The following is a 14914-nucleotide window of genomic DNA, read 5'->3' as shown; positions in this document are numbered from 1 at the left end:
GAGAGCCAATTTATAGCATATCACATTTATTCACAAATGAAGTCACTATTTTGAGGATTTCCCCACAATTAGCCAATTTTTTGTTGGGATAAGAGTTTGCAAAAGTACCTATCAATGATGGTCAAAATGTCTAATCGTCGCCGAAAATATCAGATAACTATTGCCAAAAAGATTAATCAAAATTGGTTTCGTTCGATAAGGGCAACAATTATTTTGGGAATTATATTGTCCTTATCTGTTACCCATGCTCTCAAGGCTCAGGAATCCTCGATGAGTCCTCGACCCCTTCCAGGCTTGATTGTGCAGTCGTTGACCTCTTCCAATGAAACATTAACTTCTGGTAACCAAATTATCCTCAATGGTCGTACTTTGTCGGGGGCTTGGTTACAGGAAAAGGGAACAGGCGATCAAGTTAAAACTCATCTGAGTGACGGCGCATTGAGGCAATTTATCGGAGTAGATTTTTTAAGCAGCAATAGTACATCCAGTCAACCAGTAGAGTGGTTTTCATCAGTTAACCAATCTATGACTTTAGCCACAAGGCTAGTCCCTGGGTATCGCTATTTAGATATTACTAATTTTGCTCAAACAGTAGGTTGGCAATTGCAAGCCAATGGTAATACTCTGGCGATCGCTACCCCAAAATCTCAAATCAAAAATATTCGTCAGAGTCAGCAACCTTCAGGGGTGAAAAATCCTCCTTTTCGGTCAGCTCGCATTGTCCTAGATTTAGATCGTCCAGCACCTTGGCAAGTTTCCCAGGGTTTACCCATAACGCCATCTGCGGACTCCCAGAAACCAACCACACCACCCAACAGAGAGTGGGTAGTAGCCGTGGATGCGATCGCCGATACTACTTTAAGCCAACGATACGCCCCATCAACATCACCTACACAACAAATCGTTAGACAATTAGAGGTAGTCAAAAATCGGACAATTATTAGTCTGAGTGTGCCTTTTGGGATGTCTCCTCAAATCATCACCTTAGCAAATCCCAATCGCCTAGTAATTGATCTTCGCCCCGATGCCTTATCACAACGAGATATTGCTTGGGCGGCGGGATTGCGCTGGAAACAGCAATTTGTGAATTTAGGTACAGAACGTTTTCCTGTGGTTTGGTTAGATATTAATCCCCGTCAAGTTGGGTTAACCTTAAAACCAATTGGCTCAGATGTTAACAGCCAAACGGGGACTACACCACTGATTCAAATGGGACAGCAGTCTTTAGCTGTAGCCGCAATCAATGCTGGTTATTTCAACCGCAATAATCGATTACCTCTAGGGGCGATTCGTCGGGATGGCCAGTGGTTATCAGGACCAATTCTGAATCGGGGCGCGATCGCCTGGAATGATTCTGGGCAATTTTACTTCGGTCGTCTTTCTTTGCAAGAAACTTTAACTGCTTCGAATAATCAGAAGTTGCCGATTCTATTTCTCAATAGTGGCTACGTTCAGAGTGGTATTGCTCGTTACACCCCAACTTGGGGAAGTAGTTATACTCCTTTAACAGATAACGAAAATCTGGTTATTGTCCAAAAAGACCGAGTGACAAATCAGTTACCTGGTGGTAAATCTGGTGAAACAGCCGTTCCCATTCCCCAAGATGGTTACTTATTGACCTTCCGCGCCAATGCTGCTAAAGATGCATCAAAACTGCCCATTGGTACATCAGTTAGTATTACTAGTGCCACTAATTCGGCTGACTTTATCCGCTATCCCCATATTGTGGGAGCCGGACCACTATTAGTCCAAAATAATAAAATTGTCCTTGATGCTGAAAGGGAAAAGTTCAGTAAGGCTTTTATTACACAAAAAGCTAGCCGCAGTGCTATTTGCACAAAAACAAATGGTTCTTTGATGGTTGCTGCTGTACACAATCGTGCTGGCGGACTAGGTCCAACTTTAAAGGAACACGCCCAATTAATGAAGAATATGGGTTGTGTGAATGCTCTAAATTTAGATGGTGGTAGTTCCACTAGTCTTTATCTTGGAGGACAACTACTTGACCGTTCCCCAAATACTGCTGCACGTGTTCACAACGGCATTGGTTTTTTCTTACAACAACGTTAATTAATAATTAAGGGTGATAAACAGGGAATAAGAAGAGAAGATTGTAACTTGCCAATAACTCATGACTCATCGTTTTTTAAAGTTAATCATAAGCTCTCATTTATTGGATGAAGACTTGTCAGAAAAAGGCGATTGTGTAAGGTTTTATTGAAACCTTTAACTTTGATTTTGCTATCTTAAGCAAGGATAAGACTAAATTAGTAAGTTTTACCGTTGTAACAGTGCGCTCAAATTTTCCATTAATGGTTAAGAGCAATGATGACGGTTTGTTATGTAGACCAATGAGGTAAATATGGCTCAAACTCCAGAAACCACACAGACTAATACTCTACCTCTACCGGTGGCGATCGCTAACAAAAGCATTGCTGCAACTGAACTGCGTCCTTGGGGTTCTTTTACAGTTTTGGAAGAAGGCCGCGGATATAAAATTAAGCGCATTGAAGTTAAGCCGGGACACCGTCTGAGTTTGCAAATGCATCATCACCGTAGTGAACACTGGATTGTTGTCTCCGGTACGGCTAAGGTTGTGTGTGGTGAGAAAGAAGTACTGCTCAGTAACAATGAGTCAACCTATGTTCCCCAATGTACATCCCATCGTTTAGAAAATCCTGGTGTAATTCCTTTAGTCTTAATTGAAGTACAAAATGGCGAATACTTGGGCGAAGATGATATTATTCGCTACCAAGATGACTATGCTCGTACCCAGGATTAAGCAAATTTGCGAAATTCCCCATCGCTCTATACAGTGGGGATAAATATCAGTTTTTATACAATTAAGGACTCAATGAGTTTTTGTCATAGGGTTAAGATATACTTCGAGACTAGGCCATCCTAGTTCCAGGAAATATTAGGTAACTCCTAGTATTACTTAGTCTGTTAAAATGACCAGAGTACCGAATCAAATCTAAGTCAAAAGAACAAACAGTGCCTAAATATATAAGGTTATAGTGTTTATTCATGACTAGATGAGAAAAATCTCAGAAATGAGAATCACTAGGAATTCCGAATGGTGCGATCGGGAATCTCCATCCCCATAAGCGGTGGAGCGATTGTTAATTTCCCAAACTAGTTCCATGATTCATTTGAGTCCAGCAGCCATTAGTGAAATTAGGCGATTGCAGTTAAAACAGCAGCCAAAAACTTTATTGAGATTAACAATTAAGCTAGGTGGCTGTTCTGGTTGGTTTTATGATATATCTTTTGATCAAACTGTAAAAGTTGATGATCGCCTTTTTAATGTAAACGGGATCGAAGTTGTGATTGATGATCACAGCTATAGTTATGTACATGAGTTGGCATTGGATTATTCAGAAGATTTGATGGGCGGGGGATTTCGGTTCCATAACCCTCAAGCGATCGCTACCTGTGGCTGTGGTAATTCATTTTCCATTGCTACTGCTAACTCTGTCTAGCTCAAAAAAAATCTATAAGTTTGACATAAAAGCTGAAAAAAAGATATAATCAGGATTTGTTAAAACTTAGACCTATAAGCAGCTTTACGCGCTGTAACTCATGCCAACAATACAGCAACTTATACGTACTGAGCGCGAACAAGCGCGTCAGAAGACTAAATCCCCAGCTCTAAAGCAATGTCCACAACGTCGGGGCGTTTGTACAAGAGTATACACAACTACACCGAAAAAGCCGAACTCAGCTCTACGGAAAGTAGCAAGGGTCAGACTTACCTCTGGATTTGAAGTTACAGCTTACATCCCAGGTATCGGTCACAACTTACAAGAACATTCAGTAGTGATGATTCGTGGCGGCCGGGTAAAAGATTTACCAGGTGTGAGATATCACATTATCCGTGGAACCTTAGACACAGCTGGAGTTAAAGACCGTAAGCAAGGGCGTTCCAAATATGGAACTAAGCGCCCGAAAGCAGCAACTAAATAGGAACTAAACCATTAATCCTAGTTGGGTGGTGACTCAACCTCTTCTCAGGAAGCGCTGGTAAAAACCAAAAGACGACATTTGTTGTTCCCAAAGAAACGCTAAATCCCGCAACAGCCTGGAAAAATTAGCTAACTGTACCCATTATCAAGGGAAGCGGTTGCATCTAAATATGAAAGTTTATGATGTTGTCGCCTTCTCTAGTTGTAGTGAGAAAATTAATCAGTGAGTCCTGACTGACTACAAGATTAGAGAAAAAAGACAAAGTTTAAATGGTGGTTTGATCCAGCCATATATCCAGTGTCTGATAGCATATAATTTTGTGACAAAATCCGAATTCAAGGTGAAGTATGTCTCGTCGTGGTGTTATTCAAAGGCGTCCAGTTCCGCCTGATTCCGTATATAACAGTCGCCTGGTAAGCATGATAATCCGGCGAGTGATGCGTAGTGGCAAAAAATCACTGGCAGCTAGGCTAGTTTATGATGCCATGAAAACTATTGAAGAACGCACTGGTGCTGCTCCTTTGGAAACGTTTGAAAGAGCAGTGCGAAACGCCACACCTTTGGTAGAAGTAAAAGCTCGTCGAGTCGGTGGAGCTACCTATCAAGTACCGATGGAAGTCCGCTCAGATAGGGGTACAACTCTAGCCTTGCGCTGGCTAGTAAAATTCTCTAGGGCTAGACCCGGCCGCACAATGGCAAGTAAATTAGCTAATGAGTTAATGGATGCTGCCAACGAAACCGGAAATGCAATTCGGAAACGTGAAGAAACACACCGGATGGCAGAAGCTAACAAGGCTTTTGCACACTATCGTTACTAAGAAACGTAGCGGTATATCGTGGATATAAAAGCGGTATATCGCCTACTAAAAAAATAAATACGGTTTTCCGTAGAAGTATAGAATCTTAACAAAGAGTAATATACAAGATATCATGAGGCAAAAACTATAATAGGAGGCTACTGTGGCACGTACCATCCCGCTAGAGAAAGTACGCAATATCGGTATTGCGGCGCATATAGATGCGGGCAAGACCACGACAACCGAGAGAATACTATTTTACTCCGGTATAATTCATAAAATTGGCGAAGTTCACGAAGGAACTGCCGTTACCGACTGGATGGCTCAGGAGCGTGAACGGGGAATTACCATCACTGCGGCTGCTATCAGTACCAGTTGGAAAGATCATCAAATTAACATTATCGATACTCCAGGACACGTTGACTTCACAATCGAAGTTGAACGTTCCATGCGTGTTTTAGATGGTGTAATCGCAGTATTTTGTTCTGTAGGTGGCGTTCAACCACAATCAGAAACAGTGTGGCGACAAGCAGAACGCTACAAAGTACCGAGAATAGCATTCATCAACAAAATGGATCGTACAGGCGCGAACTTCTACAGAGTTCATGAGCAAATGCGCGATCGCCTGCGTGCTAATGCTATCGCCATTCAACTGCCCATAGGTAGTGAAACTGAATTTAGTGGCATCGTTGATCTGGTACGGAAATGTGCCTATATTTATAACAACGACGAAGGAACAGATATCGAAGAAACAGATATCCCCGCCGAAATGCAAGAGAAGGTAGACGAATACCGCACCAAGCTGATAGAAGCTGTAGCCGAAACCAGCGACGTTCTGATGAACAAGTACTTCGAGGGAGAAGAACTTACAGAAGCGGAAATTCGCACTGCCCTGCGTAAAGGTACAATTGCAGGTAAGATTGTGCCTGTACTTTGTGGCTCGGCATTTAAAAATAAAGGCGTGCAGTTGATGCTGGATGCAGTAGTAGATTATCTACCAGCACCAACTGAAGTACCGGCAATTCAAGGTACATTACCTAATGGTGAGACTGTTGAGCGCAAAGCTAATGATGACGAACCTCTATCAGCTCTAGCGTTCAAGATTATGGCTGACCCCTACGGTCGTCTCACCTTTGTTCGGGTTTATTCTGGTGTTCTTAAAAAAGGTAGCTACGTCCTTAATGCCACCAAGAACAAGAAAGAACGCATTTCCCGCCTGGTGATTTTGAAAGCAGATGAACGACAAGACGTAGATGAAATGCGGGCCGGCGACTTGGGAGCAGCATTGGGTCTAAAAGATACCTTGACAGGTGATACCATCACTGATGAAGGATCACCAGTAATTCTGGAATCCCTATTCATTCCTGAGCCTGTGATCTCGGTAGCGGTTGAACCCAAAACCAAGAATGACATGGACAAGCTCTCCAAAGCTCTGCAATCTCTTTCAGAAGAAGACCCCACCTTTCGCGTCCACGTTGATCCGGAAACGAATCAAACTGTGATTGCTGGTATGGGAGAACTACACCTAGAGATTCTGGTAGACCGGATGTTACGGGAATTCAAAGTAGAAGCGAACGTGGGTGCGCCCCAAGTAGCTTACCGCGAAACAATTCGTAAACAAGTCACCAAAATTGAAGGGAAATTCATTCGCCAAAGTGGTGGTAAAGGTCAATATGGTCACGTTGTGATCAATTTGGAACCAGGCGAACCCGGTACGGGCTTTGAATTTGTTTCTAAGATTGTTGGCGGTACTGTACCCAAAGAGTACGTTAGCCCCGCAGAACAAGGAATGAAAGAAAGTTGCGAATCCGGTGTTTTGGCCGGATATCCACTGATTGATGTCAAAGCAACTTTGATTGATGGGTCATACCACGATGTAGACTCTTCAGAAATGGCTTTCAAAATTGCCGGTTCAATGGCAATGAAAGAAGCAGTGTTGAAAGCATCACCCGTACTCTTAGAACCTATGATGAAGGTTGAGGTTGAAGTACCCGAAAACTACCTTGGGGATGTAATGGGCGACCTCAACTCCCGTCGTGGGCAAATTGAAGGTATGGGATCTGATGACGGTCTTGCCAAAGTAACTGCTAAAGTCCCATTGGCAGAAATGTTTGGTTACGCTACTGATATTCGCTCAAAGACCCAAGGACGGGGTATCTTCTCAATGGAATTTAGCCACTATGAAGAAGTACCCCGCAACGTGGCTGAAGCAATCATAGCGAAAAGCAAAGGGAACGCTTAATTAAAAAAGGAAACGAGCATTCATGGCACGCGCAAAGTTTGAAAGGACTAAACCCCACGTTAATATCGGTACAGTTGGCCACGTTGATCATGGCAAAACTACTTTAACAGCAGCTATTACTATGACTCTGGCCGCTATGGGTCAAGCTACAGGTAAAGGCTACGACCAAATTGATAATGCTCCCGAAGAAAAAGCACGGGGTATCACCATCAATACCGCTCACGTTGAGTATGAAACTGGCGAGCGGCACTATGCTCACGTAGATTGCCCCGGACACGCTGATTATGTCAAAAACATGATCACTGGTGCGGCTCAAATGGATGGTGGTATTCTCGTAGTTTCTGCGGCTGATGGCCCCATGCCCCAAACCCGTGAACACATCCTGTTGGCAAAACAAGTGGGTGTACCTAGTCTAGTTGTCTTCCTGAATAAAGAAGACATGGTGGACGACGCAGAACTACTAGAGTTGGTGGAATTGGAAGTTCGGGAGCTACTATCTAGCTACGATTTTCCAGGAGATGATATTCCCATCGTTACAGGCTCCGGTCTGAAAGCACTGGAAGCAATGACTGCTAATCCCAAAACTCAAAAGGGTGAAGATCCTTGGGTAGACAAAATCTACGCCCTCATGGAAGCAGTAGACTCCTACATTCCTACTCCAGATCGTGCTGTAGATAAGCCCTTCTTGATGGCTGTGGAAGACGTGTTCTCTATTACAGGTCGTGGTACTGTTGCTACTGGTCGGATTGAACGTGGTGTAGTCAAAGTCGGCGATAACGTTGAATTGGTGGGCATTAGAGATACCCGTAACACCACTGTAACTGGGATTGAGATGTTCAAGAAGAGTCTTGACCAAGGTATGGCTGGAGATAACGCTGGTGTACTCCTACGCGGTATCCAAAAGGCTGATATTGAACGTGGTATGGTGATCGCTAAACCAGGTTCCATTACTCCTCATACTCAATTTGAAGGTGAAGTGTACGTCCTGACAGAGAAAGAAGGCGGTCGGAAGACTCCATTTTTCTCTGGTTACCGTCCTCAGTTTTATGTCCGCACAACTGATGTAACTGGCACAATCACAGCTTTTACTTCCGATGATGGTAGTGAAGCAGAAATGGTGATGCCAGGCGATCGCATCAAAATGACAGTAGAACTAATCAACGCGATCGCCATTGAGCAAGGAATGCGCTTCGCTATTCGTGAAGGTGGCCGCACCATCGGTGCTGGTGTTGTCTCAAAAATCGTGAAGTAACACTTTTTGTCCCATAACAGAGGAGCAGAGATGGTACAATTCGTCTCTGCTCCTTTCTCTTCCTTCTATAACAGGGAGTGAGGAATAAGCTTTGCCGTAAGCGCTAGCCTGACGAGAAGAAGCCGTGCGGTAAAAATAAAATAAGCTACCCCCCATTCCCAACTAACTATTTCCTTAATTAATCAGAACCTGGAAAATTAAAGATGGCAACTCTACAGCAGCAGAAAATTAGAATTCGTTTACAGGCTTTTGACCGCCGCTTATTAGATACATCTTGCGAGAAGATTGTAGATACAGCTAACAGAACCAATGCTACAGCTATAGGTCCAATTCCCTTACCCACAAAACGCAAAATCTACTGTGTGCTGCGATCGCCTCACGTAGATAAAGATGCACGGGAACACTTTGAAACCCGCACCCATCGCCGGATTATTGACATTTATCAGCCTTCTTCTAAAACTATTGATGCCCTGATGAAATTAGATTTACCCTCTGGTGTGGATATTGAAGTAAAACTATAATTTAATCCTTGGTCATTAACATTTATGTAGAGATACGATGGATCGTGTCTCTACTAATGACTCCCCCATTTTACTAATTTTGACTAAAATTAGCGTCACTCATGTTTTCAAAGACAGAATATGCGTTGATTTTATAGTGTTATATTGACCCAACCCTGAAGAAAAATTTCAGGGTTTTTTATTGCCTGGAAAACAAATGATAGAATATAAATAAAGTACAGGAAAAGCAAAGAATATTAATAATAAATTTTAAAATTAAATTTATCCCAAGGTAAGAATGACATCCTCTTCTAAAATTGCAGTTCGTGAACTACCTCTGTTCCCGTTACCCGAAGTAGTTCTATTCCCCACCAGACCATTACCCCTAAATGTCTTTGAATTTCGCTACCGAATCATGATGAACACGATCTTAGAAAGCGATCGCCGATTTGGGGTATTAATGGTCGATCCAGTTGACGGTACAATTGCCAACGTTGGTTGCTGTGCAGAAATTATTCATTATCAACGGTTGCCAGATGACCGCATGAAAATGTTAACTTTAGGACAGCAAAGGTTTCGTGTTTTAGAATATATTCGTGAAAAGCCTTACCGTGTAGGCTTAGTAGAGTGGTTAGAAGACCAGCCACCAACTAAAGATCTACGTCCTTTGGCTAGTGAAGTAGAAAAACTGCTGCGAGATGTAGTGCGTCTTTCCGCCAAATTAACTGAACAAGAGATGGAACTACCAGACGAATTACCCGACCTACCCACAGAGCTTTCTTATTGGGTCGCCAGTAACCTCTATGGTGTGGCTTCAGAGCAACAGGGCTTACTAGAAACACAAGATACCGTACTTCGTCTCGAAAGAGAAGCCGAAATTTTGACTTCTACTCGCAATCATTTAGCAGCTCGTGCTGTTCTCAAAGATACATTTAATAATTCGTAATTAGCAACTACAGGTTAGGATTTAAGTGTTGATAGGCAAAACAAGATAGCTGCCGAAAATTTTGATTACCTCTGTGTGCATAGCTAATTCGGCTAAAGCTAATTGCATCTGTGCTGACTTTATACCTGCTTCCAAATCAATAAAAAACAAGTATTCTCCCATAGATCGCTTTGTTGGTCGTGATTCAATTCGGCTGAGATTAATCCCTAGTTGAGCAAATACTTGTAAAGTTTTAAGCAGCGCTCCAGGTAGATTTGCGGGTAAACTGAAAGCTAAAGAGGTGTGACTAGCATCTCCTAATATATTCGTTAAATTATTAACACTATTAATCATGAGAGCCTCTGGAGTTTCTTGACTTTTACTCACCACCCAGAAGCGAGTACAGTTCTCTGTATAGTCGTTAATATTACTAGCTAATATAGGCAAATTATATAGTTGAGCCGCTCGACTAGATGAGATGCTAGCTGCTGTTAAGTCCTGATCTAATCCCTTAAGTGCTTCAGTTGTAGAATGGGTTGGTATTAGCTGAACAGTTGGGAGAAATTGCCCTAACCATCCTTGACATTGTGCCAAAGCTTGTGGATGAGAATAAACAGTTTGAATACTATCTAAACTAGCTGCACGAGAAATTAAAGCATGGGCAATGGGCATAACCAAAGCCAACTGAATTTCTAAACTATCCAATTGCCACAGTGCATCCATTGTCATAGTTACACTACCTTCAATGGAATTTTCTATCGGTACAACAGCTAACTGAGTTTTTCCATCTGCAACAGCTTTCAGGGATTTTGCAATGCTTTGACAAGGGTATAAAGTACCGCTAAATCCTGTTTTTTGAGTTAGCCAATTAACATAAAAAACAGCCGCTTGTTCGGCATAAGTACCAGACGGTCCTAAATGGGCAATCGATATATTCTTCACGCGGTTCATGGCTTAGAAGTACTTAGAACTATTTCAAAATATGAATGAATCTTCTTGGACTTGACCTATCTAACTCTCAGCTATCCTCAAAGGTCGGTGATGAGTTATCAATCTGGCTCAAGCCTTATCTGGTGAGAGCGAGGTATGCTAATTAATATGAATATTAATTAGAGTGCTTTAATTCATGTCCACTCTTCCACTAGGCTCAGGGGCGACCAAGTTCAGTGCCTCTCAAACCGCAAAAATTAACATCTCATCCCAACCTATCCCCATCGAACACTACCTTCGTCAGCCTCAACGTTTAGTTAATGCCTTAACTGATAGTAGGCGAATACATCAGCTTTCAGAGCAAGTATTTCGCTTAAAAATGCAGCCTCTGACGTTTCTCTCCCTGAATATTCAGCCCACGGTAGATATAAAAGTGTGGGCTGAATCAAATGGCACTATTAAGTTGCGATCGCTTGGTTGTCAAATCCTGGGTTTTGAATATATTAATCAGCGCTTTGCATTAAATTTACAGGGACATTTGTCATTACACCAGAGCAACGGTATTACTAGCTTGCAAGGAAAAGCCGATTTAGAAGTACAGGTAGATATACCACCACCAATTTGTTTCACACCTAGGCCAATTTTAGAAGCCGCAGGCAACGGTTTACTCAAAAGCGTACTAATGACCATCAAACAAAGGTTGCTACATCAACTTTTAGCAGATTATCACTCTTGGGTAAAATCACAAATAGAAGAAAATACCTCAGATAATCATAGCAACCTACCCATTATGAATCCAGAGTGATATCCTCTGAAACTGAATCAAAGGAGTGCAGAGGGAATTTAAACTTCCCTTTCCCCACGCCTATTTTCTCATGGTTGACAAGGCCGAAATGATTTACGATGCAGTCGTGATGGCCCATATTCTTGCAGGGCAATTAAATGTTTTTGGCTACCATAACCCTTATTCTGCTCTAGATTATATAAAGGGTACTTTGATGCTAAACGTATTACTAGGTCATCGCGCCAAACCTTGGCCACAATGCTGGCAGCTGCAATACTTAGCGATCGCTCATCCCCTTTAATAATAGTTTCTTGCGGCAGGCTCAAATCTCTAATGGGCTGGTTACCATCAACTAAACAGAGCATGGGCAATACACGCAACTTCAACACAGAACGCCTCATGGCTAATAGGGTAGCTTGCAAAATATTTAACTGATCAATTTCCGTAGTGGAAGCACAGCCAATAGTCCAGTCCGTAGCTAGTTCACAAATTTGTCGGGCTAGTTTAGTTCTGCGAGAAATAGAGAGTTTTTTGCTGTCTTTAACATCAGCTGCTATTAAGATTGGCAAAGCAGAAGCTGGTAAAATTACCGCAGCCGCCACCACTGGTCCGAATAGTGCGCCTCTCCCCACTTCATCTATACCGGCGACTAACTCAGGTAAGTCCCCAGAACTAGAACACAACTCTCGCCACATAGTCAACAAATACCTCCCCAGTCCAAAGCTTTTTTGATTAGCTAGTTAAGTATCCTCATCAACGGAAGAATCTGACTCTACAGCAGAAGAACGACGGCGACGGCGACGATTGCTCATATCTGTCTTTACTTCCGAACTGCTAGGTTCAGTTGCGTTTTTCAATACAGGTTTCTCATCTGACTCGACCTGAGATGTATTTTCTGTTGAGACATGATTATCTAAATCTGCTGGCTCACTGCTAATAGTCTCTGATACAGGTTCCTGGGTGAGTTCTTCAATCTCACTCTCACTGGTATCAGCAATAGAATCAGGTAGTTTAGTTGCTAAATGCCCAGGACTGACAATATTAATAATGACAGATTTAGAACTTTTCGCCTCCTGTTCTAATTTCACTAAGGGAGAAACTCCCATTAATGCGAACACATCTTGTTCTTCCAGAGTCATTTCCACAGTTTTAATTTCCGGGGGTTCCACTATGGGCTTAATAGGTTCTACCTTAGTAACTTTCGTAGTTCGAGGCAACATAGAGCTAGACTGTTCCGAACCAAAGCTAGAATCTCGGTCTGTTCTTTCTTGCCAACCAGATTTACCCAAACCAGAAGAGACTATATCTCGCGTGGATCTTTCCAAGTCTGTCGATCCTGAGCTTGGCGATGCTCTGAGCTTGTCGAAGGGTCGAAGTTCTGATATGTCCGCCTCTAAATCTGACTCGTTGTCAAAACCTAATGGTAGAGGGGTAATGGGGTTTTCATCTTTCCGATTTACACCATTAATACCAACCCGATTATGACTGCTCTTGCGAACACGACGTTTAGAATCGCGGGCTTCTTGATAGCTGGGATGGTTGATAGAATCAAAACTGCCTAAATCAGAATCCCCGTCAAATACTTCCCCAAAGGCATCATAATTTTCCTGTGGGTCATTGATGCGAGCTATGGGCAACCGTGGTTCCTTTTGGGGTAAGGAGACTTTCGAGGGGGGGTAACCTATATCAAAACGATCTGATAATTCACCTGCTTTTGGCAATATTCCTGGGCTAGTAGGTGAGGCATCGTTTCTAGGTGTGGACCGTCCTTCGGTTTCTCCCGGTAGGTGCATAATATGACCTAAACCACCGCAGGTTGGGCAAGTATCGCCAAATAACTCATAAATATTTTGACCTTGGCGTTTGCGGGTTAATTCTACCAAGCCCAATTCGGTTAACTGAGCAATTTGAGGTCGGGCTTTATCAGCTTTCAGGGCTTTGTTAAAATGTTCCAGAACTTGCAATTGGTCTCGCCGGGATTCCATATCAATAAAATCAACTACTATTACGCCGGCAATATTTCGCAGACGTAACTGACGAGCAATTTCTGTAGCAGCTTCACAATTTGTCCACAAAACCGTTTCTCTGGCTGTGGCGGAGCGGGTAAAGGAACCGGAGTTCACATCTACCACTGTTAAGGCTTCTGTGGGTTCAATAATAATATATCCACCGGAAGGTAAATCTACTCTAGGTTTGAGTGCTTCTTTAATCGCAGCACTAATCCGGAAATATTCTAGGATGGGTGAGCGATCGCGGTGATGGTCGAATAAAACTCCCTGTGGCGTTTGACCCCCACTCCAGTTTTGGAGATATTGCTTAACGCGCTTTAAACCAGAACTGGAATCCACTACAATGCGATTCACATCTGCACCATACATATCGCGCAGCACACGCTGAATAAAATCATCATCCCGATTTAACAAAGCTGGCGCACGAGTAGAATTTGCTTCTTGCTGAATCGCTTCCCATTGCTTTTGCAATAGTTCCAAATCCTCTATAATCGCCTCTTCTGGTTTACCTTCAGCCTCGGTGCGAACCAGCAAACCCATACCAGCTGGCTTAATCAATATGGCCAAAGCCCGCAAACGATTACGCTCACTTTCGCTCTTAATCCGTCGTGATAAATTTACACCCCTGCCATAAGGCATAAGGACAACATAGCGCCCTGGGAAAGTAATATTCCCGGTCAGTCTTGGTCCTTTAGTTCCTGTTGGCTCTTTCATCACCTGCACCAAGACTTTTTGCTGTGGTGCTAACAACTCGGTAATGGCGGCGGCTGTGCGTTTTAGCTTGAGGGGACCTAAGTCTGTGACATGAATAAAACCATTGCGTTCTGGGTCGCCAATGTTCACAAAGGCGGCATCTATTCCAGGTAAAACATTTTCTACCACACCTAAGTAGACATCGCCAATTTGGTGATGACCTGTGGCTACAACCAGTTCTTGTATTTGATCTTCAGAAAATACAGCCGCAATTTGATGCTGCTCTGCTATGATAATTTGCTTTGGCATTCAACTTCCTCAAAATTTGGCAGCACCAACCAGAAGCTTCTGGAAGTTCTTATACCTTTAGCTAATCCAAAAGGTGCTGCTGATCATACAAATAAATGGTCACTTTTTGGCTCAAAATCAAGGAGCCTTATGAATTAAACCGTTGCGTTTATACGCCAGATTATTCCCAAGGGGCTGCGGAAAGTTTTTCGCAAATAAATCAACTACATGAGGTTGATTGTTTATGCCTTATGGTTAGGTCGGGATTAAGCATTCAAGAAGTTGCTTAAAAAGCAGGAAAGATAAATGGCCGCGGCAGTCTATTTTTAAATTACTGGTTCACAAGATGCTGGAAATAAGGAGTGATTTTTTTAATCTGCACTTCGATCCTTCGACAAGTATTACAGTGATCTTGTCGAACTGCTCAGGGCATCGGAAAGCTCAGTGACCACTTCACCTGATTTGAGATTCAATCTTAGAAATCTCATGCTCATATCTTCGCTTTGGCTTTCTGATTACCAAAAGAGT

14 protein-coding genes are annotated in these 14914 nt (G+C 42.7%); 11 read left to right on the top strand and 3 right to left on the bottom strand.

Annotated elements, in window-relative coordinates; translation table 11 throughout:
- Window positions 1–117: 117 nt before the first annotated feature.
- From VB620_RS13240 to VB620_RS13200, 9 genes are all read left to right on the top strand, one after another.
- Window positions 118–2070: a phosphodiester glycosidase family protein gene (locus VB620_RS13240; RefSeq protein WP_323196650.1), complete on the top strand. Its 1953-nt coding sequence runs from the start codon at window positions 118–120 to the stop codon at window positions 2068–2070.
- Between the two features lie 292 nt (window positions 2071–2362).
- Window positions 2363–2782 (top strand): phosphomannose isomerase type II C-terminal cupin domain, encoded by a 420-nt coding sequence (locus tag VB620_RS13235; protein WP_323196619.1) that lies wholly within the window; start codon window positions 2363–2365, stop codon window positions 2780–2782.
- A gap of 361 nt (window positions 2783–3143) precedes the next feature.
- On the top strand, window positions 3144–3482 hold the full coding sequence (locus VB620_RS13230; protein ID WP_323196618.1) for a HesB/IscA family protein: 339 nt from the start codon (window positions 3144–3146) through the stop codon (window positions 3480–3482).
- Between the two features lie 100 nt (window positions 3483–3582).
- Complete coding sequence (gene rpsL / locus VB620_RS13225) at window positions 3583–3966, top strand: 30S ribosomal protein S12 (RefSeq protein WP_323196617.1); 384 nt, start codon at window positions 3583–3585, stop codon at window positions 3964–3966.
- Window positions 3967–4313: 347 nt separating this feature from the next.
- Window positions 4314–4784 carry a 30S ribosomal protein S7 gene (rpsG, locus tag VB620_RS13220; protein WP_323196616.1) on the top strand — a complete coding sequence of 157 codons (471 nt, stop codon included), beginning with the start codon at window positions 4314–4316 and terminating at the stop codon, window positions 4782–4784.
- A 142-nt stretch (window positions 4785–4926) separates the two neighbouring features.
- Window positions 4927–7005, top strand: a complete 2079-nt coding sequence (fusA, locus tag VB620_RS13215) for an elongation factor G (protein WP_323196615.1) — start codon at window positions 4927–4929, stop codon at window positions 7003–7005.
- A 22-nt stretch (window positions 7006–7027) separates the two neighbouring features.
- The gene (gene tuf / locus VB620_RS13210) at window positions 7028–8257 is read left to right on the top strand and encodes an elongation factor Tu (protein ID WP_323196614.1); all 1230 of its coding nucleotides are present in this window, start codon (window positions 7028–7030) and stop codon (window positions 8255–8257) included.
- 203 nt (window positions 8258–8460) lie between these two features.
- Window positions 8461–8778, top strand: coding sequence for a 30S ribosomal protein S10 (rpsJ, locus tag VB620_RS13205; protein WP_006196404.1), 318 nt, complete (start codon window positions 8461–8463; stop codon window positions 8776–8778).
- A gap of 277 nt (window positions 8779–9055) precedes the next feature.
- Complete coding sequence (locus tag VB620_RS13200) at window positions 9056–9703, top strand: LON peptidase substrate-binding domain-containing protein (RefSeq protein WP_323196613.1); 648 nt, start codon at window positions 9056–9058, stop codon at window positions 9701–9703.
- A gap of 21 nt (window positions 9704–9724) precedes the next feature.
- On the opposite strand, the gene pheA is transcribed toward VB620_RS13200, so the two are convergent.
- Window positions 9725–10633: a prephenate dehydratase gene (gene pheA / locus VB620_RS13195; RefSeq protein WP_323196612.1), complete on the bottom strand. Its 909-nt coding sequence runs from the start codon at window positions 10631–10633 to the stop codon at window positions 9725–9727.
- Window positions 10634–10808: 175 nt separating this feature from the next.
- Here pheA and VB620_RS13190 point away from each other — a divergent pair, with 175 nt between their 5' ends.
- Window positions 10809–11417, top strand: a complete 609-nt coding sequence (locus VB620_RS13190) for a DUF1997 domain-containing protein (RefSeq protein WP_323196611.1) — start codon at window positions 10809–10811, stop codon at window positions 11415–11417.
- Window positions 11418–11485: 68 nt separating this feature from the next.
- Here the strand turns inward: VB620_RS13190 and VB620_RS13185 are convergent, their stop codons facing one another.
- Together VB620_RS13185 and VB620_RS13180 are read right to left on the bottom strand one after the other, a co-directional pair.
- Window positions 11486–12091, bottom strand: coding sequence for a ribonuclease HII (locus tag VB620_RS13185; protein WP_323196649.1), 606 nt, complete (start codon window positions 12089–12091; stop codon window positions 11486–11488).
- A 45-nt stretch (window positions 12092–12136) separates the two neighbouring features.
- Complete coding sequence (locus VB620_RS13180; protein WP_323196610.1) at window positions 12137–14407, bottom strand: Rne/Rng family ribonuclease; 2271 nt, start codon at window positions 14405–14407, stop codon at window positions 12137–12139.
- A 95-nt stretch (window positions 14408–14502) separates the two neighbouring features.
- Between VB620_RS13180 and VB620_RS13175 the strand changes: the two genes are divergently transcribed.
- Window positions 14503–14676, top strand: a complete 174-nt coding sequence (locus VB620_RS13175) for a hypothetical protein (protein ID WP_323196609.1) — start codon at window positions 14503–14505, stop codon at window positions 14674–14676.
- Window positions 14677–14914: the final 238 nt, after the last annotated feature.

Origin of the sequence: Nodularia harveyana UHCC-0300, assembly GCF_034931085.1 — a bacterium.
Taxonomy (GTDB): Bacteria; Cyanobacteriota; Cyanobacteriia; order Cyanobacteriales; family Nostocaceae; genus Nodularia; species Nodularia harveyana.
The sequence above is the reverse complement of the archived record's forward strand: the minus strand, read 5'-3'. Positions and strand labels throughout refer to the sequence as shown.